General features: G+C 69.6%; 22 protein-coding genes and 1 pseudogene. 9 read left to right on the top strand and 14 right to left on the bottom strand.

Annotated elements, in window-relative coordinates; all coding sequences use genetic code 11:
- Positions 1-62 precede the first annotated feature (62 nt).
- Positions 63-347, top strand: coding sequence for a hypothetical protein (locus BM349_RS03205; RefSeq protein WP_091702721.1), 285 nt, complete (start codon positions 63-65; stop codon positions 345-347).
- A 16-nt stretch (positions 348-363) separates the two neighbouring features.
- Here BM349_RS03205 and BM349_RS03200 read toward each other — a convergent pair whose 3' ends face one another.
- From BM349_RS03200 to BM349_RS03175, 6 genes and pseudogenes are all read right to left on the bottom strand, one after another.
- Positions 364-1,206, bottom strand: a complete 843-nt coding sequence (locus BM349_RS03200; RefSeq protein WP_091702716.1) for an NAD(P)H-hydrate dehydratase — start codon at positions 1,204-1,206, stop codon at positions 364-366.
- Positions 1,190-1,915 (bottom strand): histidine phosphatase family protein, encoded by a 726-nt coding sequence (locus BM349_RS03195; protein WP_091702713.1) that lies wholly within the window; start codon positions 1,913-1,915, stop codon positions 1,190-1,192. Before BM349_RS03195 ends, BM349_RS03200 begins: the two co-directional genes overlap by 17 nt.
- A 9-nt stretch (positions 1,916-1,924) precedes the next feature.
- Positions 1,925-2,380 carry an SRPBCC family protein gene (locus BM349_RS03190; RefSeq protein WP_091702709.1) on the bottom strand — a complete coding sequence of 152 codons (456 nt, stop codon included), beginning with the start codon at positions 2,378-2,380 and terminating at the stop codon, positions 1,925-1,927.
- 266 nt (positions 2,381-2,646) lie between these two features.
- A pseudogene (locus BM349_RS03185) lies at positions 2,647-2,946 on the bottom strand (hypothetical protein); the annotation flags it as partial.
- Between the two features lie 75 nt (positions 2,947-3,021).
- Positions 3,022-3,357, bottom strand: coding sequence for a hypothetical protein (locus BM349_RS03180; RefSeq protein ID WP_091702707.1), 336 nt, complete (start codon positions 3,355-3,357; stop codon positions 3,022-3,024).
- 122 nt (positions 3,358-3,479) lie between these two features.
- Positions 3,480-4,328: an aldo/keto reductase gene (locus BM349_RS03175; protein ID WP_091704850.1), complete on the bottom strand. Its 849-nt coding sequence runs from the start codon at positions 4,326-4,328 to the stop codon at positions 3,480-3,482.
- 151 nt (positions 4,329-4,479) lie between these two features.
- On the opposite strand from BM349_RS03175, the gene BM349_RS03170 reads away from it, so the two are divergent.
- Positions 4,480-5,358: a helix-turn-helix transcriptional regulator gene (locus tag BM349_RS03170; RefSeq protein ID WP_091702704.1), complete on the top strand. Its 879-nt coding sequence runs from the start codon at positions 4,480-4,482 to the stop codon at positions 5,356-5,358.
- A 15-nt stretch (positions 5,359-5,373) separates the two neighbouring features.
- On the opposite strand, the gene BM349_RS03165 is transcribed toward BM349_RS03170, so the two are convergent.
- Positions 5,374-6,600 (bottom strand): alpha-hydroxy acid oxidase, encoded by a 1,227-nt coding sequence (locus tag BM349_RS03165; protein WP_139230868.1) that lies wholly within the window; start codon positions 6,598-6,600, stop codon positions 5,374-5,376.
- A 100-nt stretch (positions 6,601-6,700) separates the two neighbouring features.
- Between BM349_RS03165 and BM349_RS03160 the strand changes: the two genes are divergently transcribed.
- The 3 genes from BM349_RS03160 (at position 6,701) to BM349_RS03150 (ending at position 9,727) form a co-directional block, all read left to right on the top strand.
- Positions 6,701-8,239: a PucR family transcriptional regulator gene (locus BM349_RS03160; RefSeq protein WP_175525175.1), complete on the top strand. Its 1,539-nt coding sequence runs from the start codon at positions 6,701-6,703 to the stop codon at positions 8,237-8,239.
- Between the two features lie 102 nt (positions 8,240-8,341).
- Complete coding sequence (locus BM349_RS03155) at positions 8,342-8,701, top strand: hypothetical protein (RefSeq protein WP_091702696.1); 360 nt, start codon at positions 8,342-8,344, stop codon at positions 8,699-8,701.
- A 6-nt stretch (positions 8,702-8,707) separates the two neighbouring features.
- Positions 8,708-9,727 carry a M20/M25/M40 family metallo-hydrolase gene (locus BM349_RS03150; protein WP_091702692.1) on the top strand — a complete coding sequence of 340 codons (1,020 nt, stop codon included), beginning with the start codon at positions 8,708-8,710 and terminating at the stop codon, positions 9,725-9,727.
- 28 nt (positions 9,728-9,755) lie between these two features.
- On the opposite strand, the gene BM349_RS03145 is transcribed toward BM349_RS03150, so the two are convergent.
- From BM349_RS03145 to BM349_RS03135, 3 genes are all read right to left on the bottom strand, one after another.
- Positions 9,756-10,487, bottom strand: coding sequence for a hypothetical protein (locus tag BM349_RS03145; RefSeq protein ID WP_091704843.1), 732 nt, complete (start codon positions 10,485-10,487; stop codon positions 9,756-9,758).
- 118 nt (positions 10,488-10,605) lie between these two features.
- On the bottom strand, positions 10,606-12,588 hold the full coding sequence (locus BM349_RS03140; protein ID WP_091702687.1) for a vWA domain-containing protein: 1,983 nt from the start codon (positions 12,586-12,588) through the stop codon (positions 10,606-10,608).
- A gap of 113 nt (positions 12,589-12,701) precedes the next feature.
- On the bottom strand, positions 12,702-13,208 hold the full coding sequence (locus BM349_RS03135) for a hypothetical protein (RefSeq protein WP_091702684.1): 507 nt from the start codon (positions 13,206-13,208) through the stop codon (positions 12,702-12,704).
- A gap of 280 nt (positions 13,209-13,488) precedes the next feature.
- On the opposite strand from BM349_RS03135, the gene BM349_RS03130 reads away from it, so the two are divergent.
- The 3 genes from BM349_RS03130 to BM349_RS03120 are packed head-to-tail and all read left to right on the top strand — an operon-like array spanning position 13,489 to position 19,405.
- Entirely contained in the window at positions 13,489-14,112 is a 624-nt protein-coding gene (locus BM349_RS03130; protein WP_091702681.1) for a hypothetical protein, read from the top strand.
- Between the two features lie 8 nt (positions 14,113-14,120).
- Positions 14,121-18,053, top strand: a complete 3,933-nt coding sequence (locus tag BM349_RS03125; protein WP_091702678.1) for a Pls/PosA family non-ribosomal peptide synthetase — start codon at positions 14,121-14,123, stop codon at positions 18,051-18,053.
- Positions 18,050-19,405 (top strand): M1 family metallopeptidase, encoded by a 1,356-nt coding sequence (locus tag BM349_RS03120; RefSeq protein WP_091702675.1) that lies wholly within the window; start codon positions 18,050-18,052, stop codon positions 19,403-19,405. The genes BM349_RS03125 and BM349_RS03120 overlap by 4 nt, the downstream gene beginning before the upstream one ends.
- Here BM349_RS03120 and BM349_RS03115 read toward each other — a convergent pair.
- The gene (locus tag BM349_RS03115; RefSeq protein WP_091702672.1) at positions 19,362-20,036 is read right to left on the bottom strand and encodes a 4'-phosphopantetheinyl transferase family protein; all 675 of its coding nucleotides are present in this window, start codon (positions 20,034-20,036) and stop codon (positions 19,362-19,364) included. The two genes, BM349_RS03120 and BM349_RS03115, sit on opposite strands and share 44 nt — an antisense overlap.
- Positions 20,037-20,111: 75 nt before the next feature.
- On the opposite strand from BM349_RS03115, the gene BM349_RS03110 reads away from it, so the two are divergent.
- Positions 20,112-20,318, top strand: a complete 207-nt coding sequence (locus tag BM349_RS03110; protein WP_091702669.1) for a three-helix bundle dimerization domain-containing protein — start codon at positions 20,112-20,114, stop codon at positions 20,316-20,318.
- Between the two features lie 57 nt (positions 20,319-20,375).
- On the opposite strand, the gene BM349_RS03105 is transcribed toward BM349_RS03110, so the two are convergent.
- The 3 genes from BM349_RS03105 to BM349_RS03095 all read right to left on the bottom strand — a co-directional run bounded on the left by BM349_RS03105 (position 20,376) and on the right by BM349_RS03095 (position 23,832).
- Positions 20,376-22,103: an acyl-CoA dehydrogenase family protein gene (locus BM349_RS03105; protein ID WP_091702666.1), complete on the bottom strand. Its 1,728-nt coding sequence runs from the start codon at positions 22,101-22,103 to the stop codon at positions 20,376-20,378.
- A gap of 85 nt (positions 22,104-22,188) precedes the next feature.
- A complete protein-coding gene (locus tag BM349_RS03100) occupies positions 22,189-23,478 on the bottom strand; it encodes an MFS transporter (RefSeq protein ID WP_091702663.1) in 1,290 nt (429 codons plus the stop codon).
- A gap of 72 nt (positions 23,479-23,550) precedes the next feature.
- Positions 23,551-23,832: a GlsB/YeaQ/YmgE family stress response membrane protein gene (locus BM349_RS03095; RefSeq protein WP_091702660.1), complete on the bottom strand. Its 282-nt coding sequence runs from the start codon at positions 23,830-23,832 to the stop codon at positions 23,551-23,553.
- Positions 23,833-24,049: the final 217 nt, after the last annotated feature.

Raw genomic sequence — 24,049 nt, 5'->3', positions numbered from 1 at the left:
CGACTCCCTCGCCGAGCGACCAAGGGAGAAGAGATGAGACAACGAGGAGAGGTCGTGCCGCAATGACCGGCACAGCATCCGCTCATCGATTCGCCGTCCATCAGATCGACGCGTACCGATGGGAGATCAGGGACTCGCAGCGCCCGGCATATGCCTCGCGCACGGTGGCGCACCTGACCGTGACCGACGACGACCAGGTCGAGGTGGTCTGGGGTGCTCCGCTTCCGCTGCCGGTCACCTTCGCGACGGTCGAGGACGCAGTGGACAGCCTGGAGGAATGGGCCCACCGCCAGCGTGGCGCCACCAAGCCGATCCCGATCCCGCATTTCCCGCCGCCGGCGCACTGATCCTCGCCAGGCCGGCTCACCGGATCGCGTCGGCGAGCGTCGAGGTGAGTTCGGTGGCGAGATCCCGGGCCAGGAAGCCGATGCCTTCGCGCTTCGTGAGCCGGTCGCCCGCCTGCGCGTGAGTCCAGCTCCCCCATACGGCTGCACGCACGGGATCCACCCCGCGCGCGGCGAACCCTGTGATCGCGCCTGCGAGCACGTCGCCGCTGCCCGACGTGCCCAGTCCCGGCCCGCCGGCGCGTACGACCCATGCCCGGCCGGCGGGCGTCGCGATCGTGCCGTAGCAGTTGACGACGGCATCGAACCGTCGGGCGATCTCCGAGACCTCGGCGACGCGATCACCGCCGAGATCGCGACCGAGGAGGATCGCGGCCTCCTCTTCGTTCGGGTTCAGGATGAGAACACGCGGCAGCCTGGAACGAGGGAAATCGGGCAGGATGCCGAGGGCGAACGCATCCAGCACGAGGCAGCCGATGTCGCCGGCAGTGATCTGGCGCAGGCTCGCGTGCGTCTGCTCGGCATCGTCGAATCCAGGGCCGAAGAGCACGGCATCCGCGGTCGCGAGCTCTTCGCGGACTGCCGGATCCAGCTCCTCGCCGACGGCCTCGGGCAGCGCGAAGACGGCGGCCTCGGGAATCATGACGCCCAGATGCGCGTCGATCGACCCTGGCACCACCAGCCCCAGCCGGCCGGCGCCGACGCGGAGAGCGGATTCACCCGCCAGCAGGACTGCTCCGGGTGAGCGGCGTGATCCTCCGACCACGATCACCTGGCCTCGAGACTTCTTCGAGTCGCCGGGATCGGGGAGCCCCCACCCCTTCAGGAGGGCACCGGTGACGACTTCACTCGGGCTGGACATCGGGACTGCCCGGGTGCACGGTGACCGGCGCACCCTCCGACTGCAGGTGCCGCACGGCCGAGAATTCGGCGAGCCGCCATCCGGCGCCTTGTCGCACGATGTGCGTGACGGACGCGTTGAGGACGGTATGGGATGCCGCGAAGTCGAGCAGCTCCCGTTCCTGCATGGGCAGCAGCACGGCGAGGATCAGCATCACGATCGCGTCATGCGCGACGACCATCGCGCGCTCGCCGGCCACCTGGCTCGCGTCCTGCAGGAAGGATCTCAGGCGGAGGGCGACATCCGCCCAGGACTCGCCTCCGGGCGGGCGGTGGTAGAACTTCCCGAGGAGGCGTCGACGCTCAGCCTCCTCCGGGTGCAGATGCGCCACGCCGTGCGTCGTGAGGAGATCCAGGATTCCGAGCTCGCGGTCGCGCAGGCGCTCGTCCACGACGACCAGGGCCGGCGGACCCGTTTCTCCGAGAGCGGTGCTCAGCGTCTGACGGGCACGGACGTACGGCGAGACCCAGAACATGTCCAGCACCGGCCGATGGTCCGCGACCCATCGACCGAGCGCGAGAGCCTGCTCCTCGCCGACCGGCGACAGCGGCACGTCCGCGTCCCGGATGTCGATCGCGATCAGGTCGCGGCCCTCCCGCTCGGCACGGGTCGCCGCGATGTTCGCGACGCTCTCGCCGTGTCGGGCGAGCCACAGCTCCCGGACCGCCATCAGTTCAGGTCACGCCGGTACGTCGCCGCGCCATGCTCCGGTCTCGGCTCCCTGCGCTTCGATGAATTCCTTGAAGTTCTTGAGGTCCTTCTTCACGGCATGCGAACCGACGCCGACGAGCGATCCGAGCTTCTCGACGAGGCCCTCCGGCGCCCAATCGAGCTGTACGGTCACACGACTGGAGCTGTCGCTGAGCTTGTGGAATGTGACGACTCCGGCATGTGCGGTGTCGCCGCCCGTGCTGGTCCAGGCGACGCGTTCGTCGGGATGCTGCTCGGAGATCGTCGCGTCGAACTCTCGCTCGACGGGCCCGACTTTGACCTTCCAATGCGTGTGGGTGTCATCGAGCTGCGTGATCGACTCGACCTCGTCGAGGAACTCGGGGAAGCTCTCGAACTGGGTCCATTGGTTGTAGGCGGTCGCCACGGGGACGTCCACGTCGATGGTTTCGATGATCTGCACCATGGGTGCTCCTCGCTGAGTCTGGAATGAGTTCCCTCCATTCAGCCTCAGCAGGATCGGACGCACCTAGGGGTTGACATTCCGTCCAGGGCCACAGCGGAGTGGACCGCCGCGACGGCGATCCGATCGCATCGGCATCAGCCGTCTCCCGACCTCGCGGGCAGAGTGGATCCGGAGACCGTGAGCTTGTCGATCGTCAGCTCGTCCACTTCGACCGTGCCCACAGTGAGGGAAGGGTCCTCCCCACCGGGAGCGTCCGGGGGAACGCCCTCGATCTGCTCGGCGATCAGCATGATTCCTCCGGAGGAGTTCGCGGAGTTCGCCAGCTCCTCGATCCACTTGCGGCTCAATTCGGGCGAGACCGGGTCGTCGAACACGAAACGCAGCGGGATCGAGGGGTGGAGCCAGATCGTGGTCCGCCCACGCGGCTGGTCGTCGGGATGCCGCCACGACAGCGTGAAGCTCTCGCTGCGCCGCAGCTTGGTCGCGATCACGACCTTCAGGTGCGCGAGCGCGCGGTCCTCGATGTGGATGGGGGTGGCGGACCCCCCGTAGAAGATGGTGCCCACGACGACACAATAGAACTCTCGCTATCCGTGCACCATGCTTGCCGTCACATCATGCGGCATTCCCGCATCGAGCCGTCAGTAGTCATCGATCCAGGCGGACTCCGAGTCATCGGCGTCGCGCGGCATGCTGGCGGCGACGGGTCGATGGCTCTGGGTTCTGCTGCGCAGCAGACTGACCACATCCGAATCGACGAGCTCATCGAAGGAGGTCTCGACGTCTTCCGCCACGATCTGGCTGGCGGGACCGACCAGGAGTCTCGCCGAGGCGCGGACGCCCTCGTCCGTGAGCACGGGGATCTCGACGGTTTCCGCCGTTCCGACCTCGGCGAGCGCGGCGCAATACTCCAGCACCGCATCGGCGATCTCGTCGCCGGTCATCAGTCGTGTGCCCGCATACATGATCACCCTCATGTCGCTGTTCTATCGCGCGCGCGGGCGTCCCGGAACCGGGTTGCGTAAAGTGACCGCACGCCGTAGGCGGTGGCGGTCGTCGATCGTCTGGCGGCGCTGACCGCAGCCGACCTCAGACCTGATCAGGCGAGACGTCGTGCGCTCAGCCAGCGGACCATGTCGGGGTCGCGGTGGTCGAAGAACTGCGTCGAGCCCTCGTCGAGGGTTGCGATCTTCGCCATGTCCGCGTCGGTCAGCGTGAAGTCGAACACGTCGAGGTTCTGCGCCATGCGGGCTGGGCTGACGGTCTTCGGGATGACGACGACGCCGCGCTGGATGAGCCACCGCAGCACGACCTGCGCGACGGACTTGCCGTAGCCGGCACCGACCTCGGTCAGCAGATGGTTGCTGAACAGTCCGTTCTTGCCCTCGGCGAACGGACCCCAGGACTCGATCTGGACGCCCTCGCTCGCCAGGATGCCCTGGTCGTCTGCGCGCTGGTGGAACGGGTTGGTCTCGATCTGGTTGACCGCGGGCGCGACGTCATTGTTGAGGATCAGGTCGAGGATTCGATCGGACGCGAAGTTGGACACCCCGATCGCCCGTGTCCGTCCGTCGGCGGCGAGCCGCTCCATCGCACGCCACTGCGCGTAATAGTCGCCGAAGGGCTGGTGGATCAGGTACAGGTCGACGTAGTCGAGTCCGAGCTTGCGCAGCGAATCCTCGAATGCGCGGGTCGTGTTCTGCTCGGCCGGCCGCTCCTGCACCCAGAGCTTCGTGGTGACGAACAATTCCTCGCGGGGGATGCCGCTGCCCGCGATCGCGGCGCCGACTGCTTCCTCGTTCCCGTAGGCGGCCGCGGTATCGATGAGGCGATAGCCCGCCGCCAGCGCCTCGCGCACCGCCTTCTCGGTCTCTTCGGGCCCGACCTGGAAGACGCCGAATCCGAGGATGGGCATCTCCACGCCGTTGTTGAGCGTGACGGTCGGGATCTTGCTCGAACTGTGCGAATCGTTCATGGTTCCACGGTAGGCATGGTGCCGGCGCTGGTGAGAGTCACCAGGATTAGCCCCCAGCACCCGCGGGGTGAGGGTGACCGCTGGTGACTCCCACGTGACCGACCGCCGGGGCTAGCGTCGGAGCATGGATTCCCGGGAGGACGTGCGGCAGTTCCTCACCGCGCTTCGCGGCAGGATCACCCCGGCGCAGGCCGGGCTCACCGTGTTCGGCGGGGAGCGCCGGGTTCCGGGTCTGCGCAGGGAGGAGGTCGCTCAGCTCGCCGGTGTGAGCACCGCGTACTACACCCGGATGGAGCGCGGCGACCTCAGCGGGGTGTCGGAGAGCGTCCTGTTCGCGCTCGTGCGCGCCCTCGAGCTCGACGACGCCGAGACCGCGCACCTGCTGGATCTCGCCCGCGCAGCATCCGGTCCGCGGCGCATCCCGCGTGCGAAACCCGAGACGCGCGTGTCGGCGCAGGTCGCGCAGCTCATCGACGCGATGGCGGATGTGCCGGCTGTCGCGCTCAGCCGCCTCTCCGACGTCGTCGCGTCCAACTCGCTCGGCCGCGCCCTGTTTCCGCATCTGTTTCCGCAGGGCGCGGCGCCGCTCAACCACGCGCGGTACCTGTTCCTCGACCCTCGCTCGCAGGTCTTCTACGTCGACTGGGAGAAGAACGCTCGCGAAGCGGTCTCTGCGATGCGGCTCCTCGCCGGTCAGGATCCGAGCGATCGCGCCCTGATGGCCCTCGTGGGCGAACTCGCCACGCGCAGCGACCAGTTCCGCATCTGGTGGGGGGCCCACACGGTCAGGACGCACGCGAGCGGTACCAAGCGGATCCGGCATCCCGTGGTCGGACCGCTCACCGTCGGGTACGAGACGCTGAGCCTTCCCTCGACACCAGGTGTGAGGATCGCCACGTACCTCGCAGAGCCCGGCACCCCGTCTGCCGATGCGCTCGATCTGCTCCGCAACTGGATCGCTCAGCCGAGGGCAGACGCCGCGAACCCGTCCCACACCGGGTGACCGACGCGAGTCCGATCAGGCGGGTTCACCGGGCACGGTCACGTGGCCCCGGTTCAGGTCCTCGATGCGCGGCGCGCCGAGGAGCTGCATCGTGCGCTGCAGCTCGGCGTGCATTATCTCGAGCATCCTGACGACACCGGCGTGGCCTCCGGCCATGAGGCCGTAGAGGTATGCCCGCCCTACGAAGACCGCAGTCGCACCGAGTGCGACGGCTCCGGCGATGTCGGCTCCGCTGCGCACACCGCCGTCGAGGAACACGTCGAGATCGTGCCCGACAGCGTCGCGCACCGATGGGATGAGCCCGAGCGGAACGGGCGCGCGATCGAGCTGCCGCCCGCCGTGATTGGACACCACGATCCCGTCCACGCCGATGGATGCGAGCGCGGCGGCGTCTTCGACGTCCTGCACCCCCTTGACCAGGATCTTCCCGTCCCACTCGCCGCGGAGCCACTCGAGGTCGGTGAGCGTGACCGTAGGGTCGAACATCGTGTTGATCATCCCCGCCAGATCATCCGGCGTGCCACCGGCCGTCGAGAAGCTCAGCGGCGCGCCGGTGAGGTGGTCCCACGTCCACGCCGGCCGGGCGATGCCCTGGCCGATGGTCCCCCACCGCAGGCGCGGCGGAATGGTCATCCCGTGCCGCACATCGCGCAGGCGCGCACCCGCGACCGGCACGTCGACGGTCAGGACGAGCACGTCCATGCCCGCTTCGCGTGCGCGCTCCAGGCTCGCGGCGCTCCTGGCCCGTTCCCGCACGACGTAGAGCTGGAACCAGTTCCAACCGCCGGGTGCGGCTGCCGCGACATCCGACGCGGTGGTCGTCCCCATCGTCGAGAGCACGTAGGGCACGCCGGCGGACGCCGCGGCGCTCGCGACACCGGCCTCCCCGTCGCGATGCATCATGCGGGTGAACCCGGTCGGCCCCAGCACGAGCGGCATGGCGACCTCGCGTCCGAGGATCCGCGGCGCCATCGAGACGTGCCCGACGTCCCGCAGGATGCGCGGACGGAAGACGAGTTCGTCGAACGCCTGCACCGACGCCCTGAGCGATCGTTCGCTCTCGGCTCCGCCGTCGACATAGTCGAAGACGAGTCGCGGCGCGCGCTTCTCGGCGAGCAGTCGCAGGTCGCCGATGTCTGCTGCCCGGCGAAGCCTCGTCTCCTTCGTGGGCCACTGCGGCCTCGACGGCATCAGTCGCGCGAGGTCGCGCGGGCGTGGCAGGCGCCGGGAGGCTGGGTGCATGGTTGCCACCGTAGGGTCGGGCCGACGGCGCCACCATTGCCCTGCGGACCAGCTTGCCGGACGTACGATTGTGCTCGGGCACAACGAGCGAGGGAGCCGGATGACGCCTGCGCAGGTGGCCGACGTCGCAGAGCGCGTCGGACCCGCGATCGTGATCGGCGCGGCGGGTCCGGTCGGGAGGGACGTCCACGACGTCATCGTCACCGATGTACACTTTCCTGCGGTCCTCCGCGCCGGTTCGCTGGTCGTCGCACCCGGATACCTGTGGGGCGACGAGGACTGCGCACGGCTCGTCTCCGAGGCGGATGCCGCGGGCGTCGTCGCGGTCGCGATCAAGGCAAGGGCGACTCCAGGCGCCGAGGAATCCCCGCTCGCCGTCCTGATGATCGAACCGGACGCCGATTGGGCCCTCGTCATCGCCCTCCTGCGGTCTGCGGTGATCGGGACACCCGCGTCCTCAGACGCGGACGAGTCGCTGTTCGGACTGGCCGATGCGCTGGCGTCGATGTGCGAAGGGCCGGTCGTGCTCCTCGACCCGGCCTGGCAGCTCATCTCCTACTCCGGCGGCGATCCGCACGACGAGGTGCGCAGCCAGACGATCCTGGCACGCAGACCGCCCGCTGCCGCGCTCGACGGCATCCGTCGCCTCGGGGTGGTCGACGCGCTCAACCGGGGTGAGATCGTGCGCGTAGCCGACGGCGAGGTCGAGGGGCTTTCGCGCCGGTACGCCGTTGCTGCGCGAGTGGGAGCCGAGGTGCTGGCGACGATCTGGTGGCAGCCGGACGTCGATGTGCCGCTCGAGGAGGCCGAGCGCAGGCTCCGCCGCGCTGCGGAGCTCGCCGCGCTCGCGCTGCTGCGGCACGCGGCGAGCGCGCCCTTCGGCAGCACGGACGGGGATGCTGCGCTGCAGAGCCTCCTGGCCGGTGGACGAACCGAACGGCAGGTCGCGGGCAGGCTCGGCACCGACATCGAGGGTGGATTCGTGCTCGCGGGCCTTCGGCCCACCGCGGCCGACGCCCACGAGCGGGCGGCGGCGGTGCGCCGGCTCGTCGCGCTCGCCCGCACGCATTGCGACGCATTCCGGGTGAATGCGCAGGTCGCGGCCGGCACCGATGCCGCCTATCTCTTGTTCGCCGCACCCGACACCGCGCACCGACGGGATGCGGTGCGCGTGGTGACGGACATGCACGCAAGGCTTCAGAGGACCGCGCCGCACCGCGCGATGATGAGCTCGACGTTCCGTGCGCTCGGTGAGACCGCGCAGGTCAGGCAGACGGTCGACGAACTGCTCCTCCTGGCCGAGCGCCGCGGATGGAACGCCCTCACCGACAGTGAGGACGTCGACGCGACGTGGCGGCTGGAGCAGTTCCGCGAACTGGCGCTCGCGCACCCGGCCCTCCTCAGCGGTCCGATCGTCCGTCTGGTCGAGCACGACCGCGCCGAGGGCACCGAGCTCGTCGCCACGCTGCGCTCCTACTTCGAGTCGGTCGGCGACATGCGCGCAGTCGCCGGAAAGCTCGGGATCCACGTCAACACTGTGCGCTACCGCATCAACAGGGTGCAGGAGGTCGCCCGGTTCAGCCTCAGCCTTTCGGATGAGCGTCTGCTCGCCGAGCTCCAGATCCGACTCCTGTCCTAGCGCGTTCGTGCGACCGCCCGCTGTCGCGCGGCACATCCGACGGTTCCGATCTTGTGCGACAGCACAAGCAGAATCGGTCGCCCGATCGGCCACAGTTGGGGGATGCCCGGCACCCCTCCTCGTGATGCTCGCGGGCAAGCCGGGTCGAGTCCCGACCCGCCGATCGACGGGGGCCGGCTTCTCGAGGACATCCGGCGCTTCGTCGCAGTTCCGTCCGTGAGCGCCGACCCCGCTCGATCATCCGATGTCGTCCGGTCGGCGCAGCTCGTGGCCCAGGCGTTCACCGAAGCCGGACTCGCCGCATCCGTCGAAGCAGCGCCCGGCGGCGCCCCCGCGGTGCTCGGGCACATGCCGGGTCCACCCGACGCTCCCACCGTGCTCCTCTACGCGCACCACGACGTGCAGCCGATCGGCCTTCCGGCCGAGTGGGCGTCGGACCCGTTCGTGGCGACCCAGTGGTAGGGCAGACTGCGCGGCAGAGGCACCGCCGACGACAAGGGCGCCATCGCGGTGCACCTCGAGACGCTGCGACAGCTGCGATCCGACCTGCCCGTGTCGGTCACCGTCCTCATCGAGGGCGAGGAGGAGATCGGCTCCCCGACGCTTCCGGCACTCCTCGCCGAGTATGCGGGCCGCCTCGAAGCCGACGTCGTCATCGCCCTCGACTCGCTGAACGCGGACGTCGGGTCGCCATCGGTCACCACGTCACTCCGCGGCCTGCTGAACGTCATCCTGACCGTCCGCACATCGGACCGCGCTGCGCATTCAGGAGTCTTCGGCGGCGTGGTGCCCGATGCGGTCGGGGCGCTGGTGCAGGTGCTCGCCTCGCTGGCGGATTCGGACGGGGATGCCGCGATCGCAGGGCTGTCGCACGGGACCGGCGCCGGCGCGCCTCCGTCGGTCGACTCGCTGCGCGCGGCATCCGGCCTGCTCGACGGGGTCGCCGTGCTCGGCACGGGCTCGCTCGCCGAACGACTGTGGTACCGACCCGCGGTGACCGTCACCGGCATCGGGGCGCCCGAGCCGCACGGTGCGGCCAACGCGCTCGCTCCGACCGCGAACGCATCGATCAGTCTGCGACTCGCTCCCGAGGAAGACCCGCGCCGCGCCCTCGAGCTGCTGCTCGCGCATGTCGAGGCGCACGTTCCCTGGGGTTCGCACGCGACGGTCGATGTCGTCTCGATGGGTCGCGGGTGGCGGGCCGACGCCGACGCCGCCACCATGCGGGCCGCGAGCGCTTCGTTGGCGCGGGCGTTCGGTCGGCCCGCGGCGGAGATCGGCGTCGGGGGCGGCATCCCCTTCATCGCCTCCTATCTCGAGGCGTTCCCAGGCGCGGAGGCGGTCATCACCGCGATCCAGGATCCGCAGTCGCGGGCGCATGCCGCCGATGAATCGGTCTCGATCGACGCGCTCTTCGCGGCGACCCGGGCGCAGATCGACCTCGTTCGCACGCTCGGACGCGCGCATTCGTCGATCCGCACAGGATAACCCGGCTGGACGACCGGCGTGCCGCCGGTCAGTTGGTCCCGTAGATCGGGAGCTTGACGCCGAGGAATCCGCCCTTGGTGAGGATCAGCTCGACGTCGGTGTCCTGCTCGAGGTCATTGACTGCAGTGACCGCGCCACGACCCACCATGTCCATCGTGCACACCTGGTCGGCCGGCGGGTCGAGGTAGGTGACGGTGACCTCGGCCGGGCCCGTTGCGGCCACATCCGCGATCTCGGGGATGCAGGTCGATGAGCCCCACGTCAGGATCACGAACTGACCTGGTGCCGTCGCCCAGCCCGCACTCGGCTCGTAGTCCGTCTCGCCGGTCGGATCCAAGCCCGCTACGCCCTCCAGCTCGACCTCGCCGTAGTAGTCGTCGCCAGTCACCTCGATCTGCAGGTTCTGCTCCGGATCGACATCGGCAGGGACTCCGACGAGCGTGACGCGCGGAACGAGGTCCGACGTGCACGGCTCAGCGCCCGCGGGTGCAGCGAGCTCCACATGCAGGACGCCGTCGGTGTAGGTGGCTTCATCCGCAATGCCCGGAACGCACGTCGAGCTGCCGAGGGTGACCAGGCCGACAATGCGTCCGCTGTCCAGCCAGGCCGCACCGAGGTCGGGATCGGGCTCGATCGTCGCCTGGGCCGACGGAGAGTCGGACGGCGTGCCGCCCGACGAGCTCGCGCAGCCTGCCAGGGCGAGACCGACGACGGTGAGTGCGCCGAGACCGGCCAGGAGGATTCGGGTGGATCGGGCCATGAGCTGCCTGCTTTCACGAGGTGTGTACACCGCGCGCAGCGGCATCCATTCGCACCATCGTGGCGCATCTGAGCGGATTTCCGCAGGATTTCCGTCGCCCGGGATGGGCGTCAGCGACTCAGAAGCTGGTCACCAGATCGCCGAGCACGGCACTGACCTTGGTCGGGTCGGTCGCGTCGTAGTAGTGCGCGCCGGTCGCGCTGGAGATGGACTGGAGCGTGGCGACGTCGGCGTCCGCGCCGTAGGCGAGCGTGAAGACGAGGACGGGCGTGCCGCCGTGGTGGAGGTGCCCAAGGTTCGCGAGCATCTGGTCGACGCCGATCGTCGGCGTGGGCGTGTCGTTCTTGCCGTCGCTCAGCACGACGACCGCCGTGATGCGATCGGGCGACCACGACTGCGCCTGCTGCGCCGCGAACGTGTCGACCGCCTGGTAGAGCGGGGTGTCGCCCTGGGACTTCAGGCCTCCGAGGGCGGCCAGGAAGGCGTCCCGCGACGTTCCGATGTCGGCGATGGGAGACACGGCTCCGGGAACCATCACACCGCCCTCCGCCTGGGCGAACGCGGCGAGACCCACATTGTCGCCCGCGGTGAAGTGGTCGAGGGCCAGGGCGATCGCGTCCTTGGCCGCACTGAGCTTGGTCTCCGACGCAGAGATCGGCTCGTCCATCGATCCGGACACGTCCACGAGGAAGAGCACCTGCGCGCGCTTGCGCACCTCGGGGAACGCGGTGTTGACGGCCGCGACCACGTCCTGATCGGGCAGGGGCAGCGCGCCGGCCGGGTCGGCGACGAGTTTCGCCACCTCGGCGACACCGGCATCCGGCGCGCGGTTGAGGTCGCGGTAACCCGAGTCGCGCACGATCTGCTGTCCCTCGGCGGTCACGGCGTATCGCACGAAATCCGCCGCAGCGGCCGCCTCGTTCGCGTCCACCCAGTCGCCGGTCAGCACGGCAGCGGGATTGTCCGCAGCGTAGAAGCCGTCGGCGGGATATATCGGGACCAGCTTCTCGACCGGGGGATCGCCGGCGGTCCGGGTGACGCCGTCGCGGCTCGTGATGCCGCGGTTGTAGTCCCACACCGATTTCTCGTCGACGATGACCGCGGAGAGGAAGTCCGCGGCGGAGCCGGTCTGCTCGGCCTGCCGCGCGTGCCACAGGAAATGCTCCGGGGTGGCCATGTAGTGGCTCGTCGCCAGCTCGTGCTCGCGGACGATGTCCTTGACGGATTCGTCCGCCACGGACTCGGCCGTGATCTCATCCAGCGAACCCTCCGCGGTGCCGAACGACGCGAACATCGCGGCCTCGCCCGAGGTGGCGACGACCGGGCTCGTCTTTCCGAGCTTGAATGCGCCCCACTCCGAGTGACCGAGGTCCGTCCACAGGTCGGCGTCGCCGGCCGCCTCGAAGACGTCCTGCCACTGCGGCGGCTTCTCGTCCCAGCCGATCGCCTGCGCGAGCGGCTCCGGCATGGCCAGGACGATGTCCGACGTGGCCACGCTCTCGGCATCGGCGGGAACGACCGCCTCCCCGCCGTTGGCACGAGCCAGCGACAGCCAGGTGTGCGCATCCGGGAGCCACACCAGGGGCTTCGCGTCGGCCGCCAGCGCGGGGAACCCGGCGGCCGCCGCCTCGGCGGCGATGCCGGACTTGTCCCTGGCCGCGGTGACGGTCACACACGACCCGTTGATGTCGCGGGGCTGGGCGTTGTACGCGGCGGCGAGGTTCGCGACCATCTCGGCGTTCTCGAACGACGACAGGACCGGAACGGAGATGCAGGGGCCGGCGCCCGCAGCGGCGGCGGGCTCGTCGGCGGGGAACACGATGGGCTCTTCGGGCTGCGGAGCAGGGGCCCCGCCCGATGCTGCAGTATTGGACGACGCAAGCGAGCTCACGATCACGGTCGACACCGTGCCGATGGCAGCGACGAGCACGACGATCGCCGCGACACTGGTCCACATCACCACGCGCCGACGACGTTCACGGCGCTGGCGACGGCGCAGCTCTATCGCGCTGGGGGCCTCGGTCGTCGGGCGCGCGACGCCGCGGCGGGGACCGGGCGCGTCGTCAGCGAGCGCGCGATCGTCGGGATTCTGCTTGGCCATTGGGGGGATTTCTCAGGCGCGGGAACCTGAACCGGGTGTGCGAGGATGCGAGTCAACGGGGGTCGGACTCGGCACGAGCCTAACGCGACCAGTGCTGTGCAGTCACTGGGAGTTCAGTGCGAAGCGGTGTTCAGCATTCCGAGGATCACTGCCGTCCACCATCCGGTCTGCGAGACGACCGCGCTCCAGACGCACCAGACCTTCAGGCTGCGGGGGATCGACCGGAACGGCACCTGTGCCGGTAGTCGGCCGAGCTCGTCGGTCAGCCGGGTCATCGCGACGCCGTTCATCGCGACCAGCAGGACCGCGAGCATCTTCACGATCGTCTTCGGATCGGACAGGTTCGGGTGCAGGAACGCCCCGCTCGCCAGCAGCCCGAGGATGCCGATCCAGGCGACGATCGAGATCAGTCGCTCGTTCATCCGCAGGTCGCCGAGCGATCGCCGGTCGGCGATCCACAGGAGGCCCGTGAACTCCAGGACGACGGCGGCGCCCAGCCCGACGATGACCGAACCGAGGTGCGCGAACAGCGCAGGCATGTGAAGCCACGCCGGCGGCACCAGCGACGCGCCGACTGCGAGCGACACGTACAGCCCGAGGATGACCGCCCAGTACGCCAAGGCGCGACGATGACGCGCTGAGCGGCGCCTCTCGGGGAGGGACATCGTCACGTTCGGCCGGGCTTTCTCGTCGGATCGGTGTTGCACAGACCCCCAGTGGAGAGTAGCCGCAATTCCGACGGCACGCGTTCGCGCACATCGGCTCCGGCGGAGGCCGGACCAGCCGGCCCTGTCGCGCACTCGCCGGTCTCGATCCGTTCGTGTTGCACCTGTACCCTTTATCCCCGCAAGGAGCGGCCGTCTCCGGTGTGCTCCATTCCAGGATTGAGAAGGTCTCACGATGGCGAAAACCACCAAGGCGACGAAGGCGGCCGAGGCAGCTCTCGATGCCGCCGCCGCTGCCGCCAAGGACGCGAAGCGACTGAGCAAGACGCTGCCGAAGAAGGATGCGAAGAAGCTGCGCAGCGTCGCCGACGACGCGAAGGATGCCGCTCGAGCGTCCAAGAAGAAGATCACGCGTCACCCGAAGAAGGTGCAGAAGAAGGCGGCAGCGGCGATCGCCCGGGTCGACAAGGCCGTGGACAAGGTCGAGGCGAAGCTCGCCGCAGCGAAGAAGGCGGCCGTGAAGAAGCAGTCCCGGGCAGCCGGGAAGTCCGGCGCCAAGAAGGGTGCCACCAAGAACGGCAAGGCGGCGGGAGCGAACTCGACGCCGCCGGCGCGTCCCACCGTGCTCGTCGTGCCGAGCGGCGTGTCGAACGAGGAGGCCGAGACCAGCATCCACGCCCCGGCCCCGCCGGCGGCATCTCGCGACTCGGCGCGCGCGCCCGTGCCCGCGCCGGCCGGCACGGCCGAGGACCTCTCGACGCTCACTGTCGTTCAGCTGCGCGCGCGAGCACGAGCGGCCGGCCACGCCGGCTTCTCCCGCTACACGAAGGCGCAGCTCATGGCGCTGCTGTCATCCTGACGCCGTCGATGCAGGAGTATCTCGATCGGTCGTCTGCGGCTCCCGCGCCGCGGACGCTGATCGACATCCTCCGGGAGACGAGCAGCCGCCATCCGCAGGCGTCGGCCTTGGAAGACGCGGACGGAGCGCTGAGCTACGCCGAACTCCTCGCCCACGTCGGACGAACCGCTGCCCGCCTCGTTGCTCAGGGCGTGCATCGCGGAGACCGGGTCGGCGTCCGCATGCCGTCCGGCAGTCGCGATCTCTATGTGGCGATCCTCGGGATCCTGGCGGCGGGCGCCGCGTACGTGCCCGTGGATGCCGACGACCCGGCCGAGCGCGCCGAGCTCGTCTTCCGCGAGGCCCGGGTCAAGGGCGTCATCACCGGATCCGGCGTGTTCACGCTCGCGGATCCGACGACTGCAGCGCCGTCGCCGGACGGTCTGTTCGTCGGCGACGCACCGCACCCGAGCTCTCGGGCGATACCCGTCGTCCCACCGCCCACCGTCGACGACGATGCGTGGATCATCTTCACGTCCGGATCCACCGGGGTCCCGAAAGGCGTCGCGGTCACGCACCGATCGGCAGCCGCGTTCGTCGACGCGGAAGCGCGACTGTTCGTCCAGTCGGCGCCGCTCGGACCCGGGGACCGCGTCCTGGCCGGACTCTCGGTCGCGTTCGACGCGTCCTGCGAGGAGATGTGGCTGGCGTGGCGGCACGGCGCGTGCCTGGTGCCCGCGCCGCGGGCGCTGGTGCGCTCCGGCGAGGATCTCGGCCCGTGGCTGGTCGGCCACGGGATCACCGTCGTCTCGACGGTCCCGACGCTTGCGGCGCTGTGGCCGCAGGACGCGATCGAGAACGTCCGCCTTCTGATCTTCGGCGGCGAGTCGTGCCCGCCGGAGCTCGTCGCTCGCCTGGTCGCAGAAGGTCGTGAAGTCTGGAACACCTATGGCCCCACCGAAGCGACCGTGGTGGCATGCGCCGCGCTGCTCGACGGCGAAGGGCCGGTGCGTATTGGTCTGCCGCTGGACGGGTGGGCGCTCGCGGTCGTCGACGCGACAGGTGCTCGTGTCGCGGACGGCGCGGTGGGCGAGCTGATCATCGGGGGTGTGGGCATGGCCCGCTATCTCGATCCGGCGAAGGATGCCGAGAAGTACGCGTCGATGCCGACCCTCGGATGGGACCGGGCATATCGATCGGGCGACCTCGTTCGGCTGGACCCGGCCGGCCTGCTCTTCCAGGGTCGCGCCGACGACCAGGTCAAGGTGGGCGGGCGGCGGATTGAGCTCGGCGAGGTCGAATCCGCGCTGCAGTCGCTCAGTGCCGTGTCCGCCGCGACCGTCGTCGTCCAGCGGTCCGATGGAGGCGTCCCGCTACTCGTCGGCTACGTCGTGCCCGCGGAGGGCTTCGACCGGCAGACCGCACGGGCCGAGCTCGCCCAGACGCTTCCGGCACCGCTCATCCCGCTGCTCGCCGTGGTCGAGGACCTTCCGGTCCGCACGTCGGGAAAGGTCGACAAGGCGTCGCTGCCATGGCCGCTCACCGACACGGATGCCGCCCACTCGACGCTCTCGGGTACGGCGGCCTGGCTCGCCGAGCAGTGGGTCGCGGTGCTCGGCATCCGCCCCGGCGACGAGGATGCCGACTTCTTCCAGCTCGGCGGGGGATCGCTCGCGGCTGCACAGCTCGTGTCCCGCATCCGCGCGCGCGCCCCCGAGTTCACGATGACCGATGTCTACGACCTTCCACGCCTGCGGCAGATGGCGGATGCCGTCGAGGCAGAGGCGACGGAGCTCGATGACCTGCCGAACACGTTCAGCGTCGCGCGGCCGACTCCGCGGATCATGCAGTGGGTGCAGAGCCTGGCGGGGGTCCCCCTGTTCATCTTCGCGGGCCTGCGGTGGACGGCGTGGCTGCTGGCCGCGAGCTGGATCCTGCAGCTGTTCCCCGGCTTCGACTTCCTCCCAGAAGCACCGCTGTGGCTGATCGTCCTGGGCCTCATCCTCTTCGTGACCCCGTTCGGCCGCATGGCGACCTCCGCGGCCGTCGCACGCATCCTGCTGTCCGGGCTGAAACCGGGCGACTACCCGCGCGGCGGCGGCGTGCACCTCAGGCTCTGGCTGGCTGAGCAGGTCGCCCATCAGGTCGACCCGGTGGGGCTCGCCGGCGCACCTTGGGTCAGCTACTACGCGCGCGCCCTCGGGGCGAAGCTCGGCGCGAACATCGACCTGCACTCCCTCCCGCCGGTGACCGGGATGCTCGAGGTGGCGGACGGCGCCGCGATCGAGCCGGAGGTCGACCTGTCCGGCTACTGGATCGACGGTGACACCGTGCGGATCGGCGGCATCAGCATCGGCGCCGGTGCGACGATCGGAACGCGCAGCACGTTGGCCCCAGGCACCAGGATCGGACGCGACGCCGAGATCGCACCCGGGTCCGCTGTCTTCGGCCGGGTCCGCGCCGGACAGCGCTGGGCAGGCTCGCCGGCCGTCCGCGTGGGCGGCACGACCAGCCCGCTCGCGCCGGAGCGCCCTCCGACGCCGAAGCGCTGGCTGTGGGCATACGGGGCGTCCTCCGCCGTCCTCGGCCTGCTCCCGTTCCTCGCGATCGCGACGGGCGGCGTGCTCCTCGCATACGGCATCCGCGGTTCGGCGTCGATCGCAGAGGCCATCCCTTCGGCGCTCGTCTGGCTCATCCCCGCGACGCTCCTCGTCGGCCTGACCTTCGCGATCGCCGTGGTCGTGTTCGTACGGGTGTTGTCGATCGGACTCGTGGAGGGCGTGCATCCGGTGCGCGGCCGCATCGCATGGCAGGCATGGACGACCGAGCGCCTGCTCGACTCGGCACGCACGATCCTGTTCCCCCTGTACTCCAGCCTCTTCACGCCCATCTGGCTGCGGATGCTCGGCGCCGAGGTCGGCCGCGACGTCGAGGCCTCCACCGTCCTGCTCATCCCGTCGCTGACGACGATCGATGACGGCGCATTCCTGGCCGACGACACAATGGTCGCGACGTACGAGCTCAAGGGCGGATGGATGCACCTGGGTCCGGCGAGGATCGGCAAGCGCGCATTCCTCGGCAATTCCGGCATGGCCGGCGCCGGTCATCGAGTCCCCCGCGACGGCCTGGTCGCGGTCCTCTCGGTCGCCCCGGAGAAGTCCAAGCCGGGGTCGTCATGGCTCGGCTCGCCGGCCGTCCGGCTGCGTCGCGTCGTGAACGACGCAGACCTCGACCGCACCTATCGGCCACGACCGGCCCTGCGGGTCGCGCGCGCGATCTGGGAGCTCTGCCGCGTGATTCCGGTGTTCATCACGTGCGCGATCGCGCTCGCCGTGCTCTTCAGCCTCGGCTGGATGATCGAGACCTGGAATCTCGCCGTTGCGATCCTGGCGTCGGGCATCGTCCTGCTCGCGGCGGGGGCCGTCGCGGCACTGATCACGACGATCGCGAAATGGGTGTTCGTCGGCCCGATCCGGGCGGGCGAGCACCCGCTGTGGTCGAGCTTCGTGTGGAGAACGGAGGTCTCCGACACGTTCACCGAGATGGTCGCGGCACCGTGGTTCGCCAATGCGGCAGCCGGGACGCCCGCGCTGGCGATGTGGCTCCGGTCACTGGGCGCGAAAGTCGGGCGCGGAGTCTGGACCGACAGCTACTGGCTGCCCGAACCCGACCTCGTCACCCTCGGCGACGGCGCGACGGTCAACCGCGGATGTGTGGTTCAGACGCATCTGTTCCATGATCGAGTGATGAGCATCGACACGGTCACCATCGAAGCGGGCGCGACGCTCGGTCCGCACAGCGTGATCCTCCCGGCCGCGAACATCGGTGCGAACGCCACGGTCGGACCTGCCTCGCTCGTGATGCGCGGTGAATCGGTGCCGGTCGGCAGCCGCTGGAGCGGCAACCCGATCGGACCATGGCGTGCGGTGAAAGTGCGGGCGTATCAGTCTGCGGACGCATGAGTGCTGATGCATACATCCCGCAGAGCGGTGATGCCGGCATCCGCGTCGACCACTACGACCTGACGCTGGACTACAAGGTCAGCACGAATCGCCTCAGCGGTCACGCGGTGATCAGGGGCCGCGCGCTCACGACCACCAAGGTGATCTCCTTCGACCTGGTCGGGCTTCGCGCCACCAAGGTGACCGCCGTGGGCATGCGCGTCACGGCGTTCCACCAGAGCGATCGCAAACTCCGGATCACACTTCCTGCGCCACTCGCGCCGGGCGTCCCCTTCGAGATCGCGATCGCGTACGCCGGCGCCCCGCGACCACGCCGCTCCCGCTGGGGCACCATCGGGTGGGAGGAGCTCGAGGACGGCGCGCTGGTCGCGTCGCAGCCCACCGGCGCACCCACCTGGTTCCCCTGCAACGACGTCCCGTCCGACAAGGCGACCTCGCGGGTGTCGGTCACGGTCGATCAGAACTACGCGGTGGTCGCGAGCGGGGTCCGCACGGCTCAGACGACTCGCGGCGGCAAGGTCACCCGGGTGTTCGAGCAGAACGCCCCGACCCCGACGTATCTGATGACGGTGCACGTCGGGCGCTACGTCGAGGAGACGGTCTCACTCGGCGGCCCTGTCGGCCGCCTCTTCTACCCGACCGCGCTGGCCTCACGGGTGCATGCCGACTTCGCCGATCTGCCGCGCATGGTGTCCGTGTTCGAGAGCCTCTTCGGGCCGTACCCGCTCGAGGAGTACGCGGTGGTCGTGACCGCCGACGACCTCGAGATTCCGCTGGAGGCTCAGGGCATCGGCGTGTTCGGAGCCAATCACATCGACGGCTCAGGCGGACTGGAACGCCTCGTCGCGCACGAACTCGCGCACCAGTGGTTCGGCAACAGCGTCGGTGTCTCGAAGTGGCAGGACATCTGGCTGAACGAAGGTTTCGCCTGCTATTCGGAGTGGCTCTGGTCCGAGAACTCGGGTGGAAGCACGGCACACCAGAAGGCCGTCGCCCACCACGCCCGGCTCGCCGACCTCCCGCAGGATCTCGTGCTGAGCGACCCCGGGCCGGACTTCATGTTCGACGACCGCGTCTACAAGCGCGGCGCCCTCACGCTTCATTCGCTGCGCGTCACTCTCGGCGACGGTGCGTTCTTCGGGCTCCTGCAGAGTTGGACACGCGACCATCGCGCCGCGACGGCGACCACAGCGGACTTCATCCCGCTCGCCGAGGAGGTTTCGCACGTGCCGCTCGCCGGCCTCATGCACGCATGGCTCGACCTCCCGCAGCTGCCGGCCCTGCCGCGCGAGATCAGGGCAGCGCCGATCAGGCCGGATGCCCGCCCGTGGCCGGGGCCATCGCCACGCTGAGCACGAAGCCGGCAGGGCCGGGAATTGTCTCGGCCTCCAGGCTCTCGGCGCGCTGGGGAATGCGAACCGCACGGGATGACGGCGTGCGACCACCTCCGACCGCGCCGACCCGCACCTCGGACAGGTCGACGGCCAGCCCGCTCCCGTCGGCCTTGAGCGCGGCTTCGATCACCGTCCACTCCTCCGTGTCGGGGGGCTCTGCCGGGGCGAACAGAGCGGCGAGGTCCTGCAACGGCCGATGCGCGCCGCCGTTCGGCTCCGGTTCGATGTCGACGCCCACCGCCGCGGCATCCGCCTGTCGCGCCGCCGCGACCGCCACCAGCGAGCCCGCGTAGCTCACGCTCACCGCCACAGAGGACTTCTCCAGTCGCGGTCGACCGTGCTCTGCTCCGCACCGTTCGCAGGTCGTGGTGAACCCGACATCCGGGACGTCGGTGAGCTCGGCGATCAGTCCGACGAGGAGCCACCGCCCGGCGAGAAACCGCTGCGCCTCGATCCCGTGCAGCCGCTCGTGACGCTGCACCTGCTCCTCGCCGAGCCGCTGCAGCACGCTCGACGGGGGCGGGGCGGATGCCGCTGCATCGATCCACGCGATGCGGACCGGACCGAACTCCGCGCGCCCCGCGACCATCGCTTCAGAATACTGCTCACGCTGTGCCCGCCGGTGGCGGTAGCGTGTGAGCACCGCTCGCCACCGGAGATCCAAATGACACACGATCCGCCCCCCGCCGAGAAGACGATCGACGAGATCGTCGAACGCCTCGCCACACGATTTCCGGACTACCCGACATCGACCGTGCGGGATGTGGTGACCCAGACCTACGCCGAATTCGAAGATGCACGCGTGCGCGACTTCGTCGAGGTCCTCGTCGAGAAGCAGGCGAAGAAGCGGTTGAAGCACCTCGCCGAGTGAGGGGTGAGTCCTCTACCCGGACGGCCGTCGAGGTCCGCGACCGCTCCGAGCCGGGAGTCAGCCGATCTCGCCGCTGGCCACCGTCTCGGCCAGGGCGTGCACGCGGGGGAGGTGGTGGGCACCGTAGAAGTCCGCCGAGGTCAGGCGGGCGGCATCCGCCTCAGTCGAGGTCGAGTGCGTGAGCACGGCGGCGACCGCGAGCGCGTGCATCCACCCACCGGCAAGCGTGCCGAGGAGCATCAGGTACGGCACACTGACGCCGTAGGCGTCGCGCGGCGAGGCGGCGAAGGCCAGCAGATCGGTGGTCGCCCGCTGGGTGGCCTCGACGGCTCGTTCGAGGCGCTCGGCGGTCCGCGTCGCGACGACGTGGTCGAAACCGTGCAGCTGAGCGATCGTTTCGCCGATCTGCCCGAACAGGTCCGCCACTGTGGCGCCCCCGTCGCGGAGCACCTTGCGGCCGACCAGGTCATTGGACTGGATCGCGGTCGTGCCCTCGTAGATCGTCGTGATGCGCACATCGCGGTAGTGCTGCGCGGCGCCGGTCTCCTCGATGAAGCCCATGCCGCCGTAGACCTGGATGGCCTCGCTCGTGACCTGGATCGCGTCCTCGGTCGTCCAGCCCTTCAGGATCGGCACGAAGAACTCGGCGAGCTTCACCAGGTCGCCGTCCGTCTCGGCCCGGTCGAGCAGGTCGCCGACGTACACGCCGAGGGCGCGCATCGCGAAGATCTTGCTCGACATCGACAGCAGCAGCCGGCGCACATCCGGGTGTTCGGCGATCGGGGCGCCGGCCGGACGGTCCAGCACTCCGCCTTGCATGCGTCCCGCGGCATACGTCGCGGCCTGCTGGTACGCGCGATCCGCGATCCCGGTGGCCTGGAACCCCATCCCCGCTCGCGCGGCGTTCATCATCACGAACATGCCGGCGAGGCCCCCACCCACCTCGCCGACGAGGTATCCGGTCGCGTCCTCGTAAGCGAGCACGCAGGTCGGGCTGCCGTGGATTCCGAGCTTGTGCTCGATGGAGACCGTCGTGACGGCGTTGCGCTCGCCGAGGCTTCCGTCCTCGTTCACGAGGATCTTCGGTGCGACGAACAGCGACAGCCCCTTGGCCCCCTCGGGCGCTCCGGGAGTGCGCGCGAGCACGAGGTGGACGATGTTCTCGGCGATGTCGTGGTCGCCCCACGTGATGAAGATCTTCTGCCCGCGGATCGACCAGCTGCCGTCGTCGCGGGGCGAGGCCATCGTGCGGATGGCGCCGAGATCGGTGCCGGCCCCAGGCTCGGTGAGATTCATCGTTCCGGTCCACGCGCCCGATACGAGCTTCGCGAGGTACGTCTCGCGGATCTCATCGGATGCCGCGGCATCCAGCGCGTGGATCTGCCCCGACGTCAACAGCCAGCAGAGGGCGAACGCCGCGTTCGAGGCATTCCAGATCTCGCCGAGCCCGGCACGCACCGCCCCGGGCAGCCCGTCGCCGCCCGCGGAGACCGGTGCCTCGGCCGTCACCCAGCCCGCGTCCACGAACGCGCGATATGCCTCCGCGAACCCCGCAGGCAGACTCACCTGACCGTCCTCGAGTCGCGCGCCGTCGCGATCGCCGGTCATCTCCAGTGGCGCGATGACGGATGCCGCGAACTCGCCGGCTCCGGCGATGATGTCGGTCCCGTCCTCGGCAGTGAGCTCTCCGCCGGTGGCACGAGAGACCACGTCGATGCCGAAGGCGTCGGCGAAGAGGAAGGCGTAGTCCTCGACGGGGGGCGTGTACGAGGATGCGTCGGCCATGACGGACTCCTTGGGTTCAGCGGGTGGTACTGCGTCTCATTCTACGCGGTACTGAGTCTCACGCAACGGCAGCGGCCGCCGATCCTCACCAGTGGAATCCACCGAAGTGCCGTCCGTGGTTGTTGTGCTCGTGACCGGGGCGGATGTCGAGGATGCGGACCCGCGGTCCCCGCCGCGCATGGAAGAGCGCATAAGCGGAAAGCACGAGCATGACCCAGGCCGGCAGCACCGTGTCCAGGCGGGCCAGCAGGCTGAGGCCCAGCCCGACGGCGGTGGCGGTGACGCCCAGCACGATCTGACAGAAGATGATGATCTCGGTGTCGTTCTCGGTTCCGAGGTTGTGATACATCCAGGTCGAACGGGTGCTCGAGGTGGCGGCACCGCCGGCGGCGGCGAACACGATGACCACGCCGCTCAGGATCGGCAATGCTTCGGCACCGCTGTAATCCGCGATGAGCGCCGCCACCGCTGCGAACACGCCCAGCGCCGCGGCCGTCAGCAGCAGCCCGCGGATCGTGGCCTTGCGACGGCTCAGTGTCCACACCGCAGTGAACAGGAGGCTGCCCACGGCGGTGACGGCGACGATGTAATGGAGGGCCTCGGATTCCTGCCCGTGCAGTGTGGCCCCGTGGACGCTGTAGAAGCTGGTGCCGAGGGCGATGGACAGGAACAGCACCTGGGTGATCAGGAACTCACGGACCCAGGGGTGCTTCCGATCCGGACGAGACTTCAGCGCGTCGAGGATGCCGATCGAGTGCTGCGGGATCACCGGAGCGTCGCCGGCCGGACGAATCCGCAGCAGCGAGAGCGCCGCGACGAGCATCGCGACGATCCCGACCCACAGGAGCGCGAGGTGCGCGTCGCGCCCGTCGGGGTCGAGGAAGAAGAGGCCCAGCACGATCGTGATCACCAGGGTCAGGATCGCGCCGCCCGTGCTCTGCACGACGCTGAGCGCCGCCTTCTCGGAAGTCGCAAGCGCGGAGGACATCACCTCCACGACGGCGATCGATGCGACCCCCGACAGCAGGCCGACGATGGCGGCGACGATCCAGAGGGCGTTCAGCCAGTCGGGACTGACCACCAGGATGCCCACCGCGGTGATCGCGAACACGATCGCGATCAGGGCGAGGATGAGGGCGAGCGACCTCGCGACCGGACGCAGACCCAGCACGCGCGGCGCCAGCACGGCGCCGAGCAGGGTGGCGCCGGTGAAGATCGGGAAGATCAGGGCCGCTGCGAACGCGCTGCCGCCGAAGGCGACGCAGATGAACGGCAGCACCACTGCGGCCGCAGTCAGGTGATTCGCGACGCCGAAGCTCACGCTTTCGGCGGACGCGGCGATGAAGTTCCGCCGACCACCAGGTGCGCTCGTCACAGCACCAAGCTACAAGCGAGGGGAGGCTCCGCGGCGCCCGGGCGCGGACTCGGCTCGGGCGCCGCGGTGGTGCTACGGCGCGCGAGTGCCGCGGCGACGGGCGACCAGGACGTACAGGCCCAGCACGATGATCGCTCCGATGATGGAGCCGATGATGCCGGCGGGCTGCAGGAAGCCCCCGTTCGGGTCTGCGCCGAACAGCAGGTAACCGAGGAACCCGCCGACGAATGAGCCGACGATTCCGAGGACGATCGTGAGCAGGATGCCCATGCTCTGCTTGCCGGGGATGATGGCCCGGGCGAGCAGGCCGGCGATCAGGCCGATGACGATGAGGCCGAGGATGGTCCAGAGCATGATTGTCTCCTTCATTGGTGCGAGCACCGCGTCGTGCGCGGTGCTCCGGGGGGCGCGGATCGCGCTCACCGAACATTAGAGCCACCGAGGCGGTGCCGGACTGCCCCTTCCTGTGGCGAGCCGGAAGCAGTAACATGCCGGCCCGCTGCGCGGTTTTCGATGCCTCCCGCCGGCCACGTCGACCGCTCAGAGACATGGGGATGTCCGCTCCACAACA

This window comes from Microbacterium sp. cf046 (assembly GCF_900114345.1).
In the GTDB taxonomy this organism is placed as follows: domain Bacteria; phylum Actinomycetota; class Actinomycetes; order Actinomycetales; family Microbacteriaceae; genus Microbacterium.
The sequence above is the reverse complement of the archived record's forward strand: the minus strand, read 5'-3'. Positions and strand labels throughout refer to the sequence as shown.

What these genes read in the sequence shown, in the direction of transcription:
- BM349_RS03205 (WP_091702721.1), top strand. Translation starts at nt 63, where the DNA reads ATGACCGGCACAGCATCCGCTCATCGATTCGCCGTCCATCAGATCGAC.
- BM349_RS03200 (WP_091702716.1), bottom strand. Translation starts at nt 1,206, where the DNA reads ATGTCCAGCCCGAGTGAAGTCGTCACCGGTGCCCTCCTGAAGGGGTGG.
- BM349_RS03195 (WP_091702713.1), bottom strand. Translation starts at nt 1,915, where the DNA reads ATGGCGGTCCGGGAGCTGTGGCTCGCCCGACACGGCGAGAGCGTCGCG.
- BM349_RS03190 (WP_091702709.1), bottom strand. Translation starts at nt 2,380, where the DNA reads ATGGTGCAGATCATCGAAACCATCGACGTGGACGTCCCCGTGGCGACC.
- BM349_RS03180 (WP_091702707.1), bottom strand. Translation starts at nt 3,357, where the DNA reads ATGAGGGTGATCATGTATGCGGGCACACGACTGATGACCGGCGACGAG.
- BM349_RS03170 (WP_091702704.1), top strand. Translation starts at nt 4,480, where the DNA reads ATGGATTCCCGGGAGGACGTGCGGCAGTTCCTCACCGCGCTTCGCGGC.
- BM349_RS03165 (WP_139230868.1), bottom strand. Translation starts at nt 6,600, where the DNA reads ATGCACCCAGCCTCCCGGCGCCTGCCACGCCCGCGCGACCTCGCGCGA.
- BM349_RS03160 (WP_175525175.1), top strand. Translation starts at nt 6,701, where the DNA reads ATGACGCCTGCGCAGGTGGCCGACGTCGCAGAGCGCGTCGGACCCGCG.
- BM349_RS03155 (WP_091702696.1), top strand. Translation starts at nt 8,342, where the DNA reads ATGCCCGGCACCCCTCCTCGTGATGCTCGCGGGCAAGCCGGGTCGAGT.
- BM349_RS03145 (WP_091704843.1), bottom strand. Translation starts at nt 10,487, where the DNA reads ATGGCCCGATCCACCCGAATCCTCCTGGCCGGTCTCGGCGCACTCACC.
- BM349_RS03140 (WP_091702687.1), bottom strand. Translation starts at nt 12,588, where the DNA reads ATGGCCAAGCAGAATCCCGACGATCGCGCGCTCGCTGACGACGCGCCC.
- BM349_RS03130 (WP_091702681.1), top strand. Translation starts at nt 13,489, where the DNA reads ATGGCGAAAACCACCAAGGCGACGAAGGCGGCCGAGGCAGCTCTCGAT.
- BM349_RS03125 (WP_091702678.1), top strand. Translation starts at nt 14,121, where the DNA reads ATGCAGGAGTATCTCGATCGGTCGTCTGCGGCTCCCGCGCCGCGGACG.
- BM349_RS03120 (WP_091702675.1), top strand. Translation starts at nt 18,050, where the DNA reads ATGAGTGCTGATGCATACATCCCGCAGAGCGGTGATGCCGGCATCCGC.
- BM349_RS03115 (WP_091702672.1), bottom strand. Translation starts at nt 20,036, where the DNA reads ATGGTCGCGGGGCGCGCGGAGTTCGGTCCGGTCCGCATCGCGTGGATC.
- BM349_RS03110 (WP_091702669.1), top strand. Translation starts at nt 20,112, where the DNA reads ATGACACACGATCCGCCCCCCGCCGAGAAGACGATCGACGAGATCGTC.
- BM349_RS03105 (WP_091702666.1), bottom strand. Translation starts at nt 22,103, where the DNA reads ATGGCCGACGCATCCTCGTACACGCCCCCCGTCGAGGACTACGCCTTC.
- BM349_RS03095 (WP_091702660.1), bottom strand. Translation starts at nt 23,832, where the DNA reads ATGCTCTGGACCATCCTCGGCCTCATCGTCATCGGCCTGATCGCCGGC.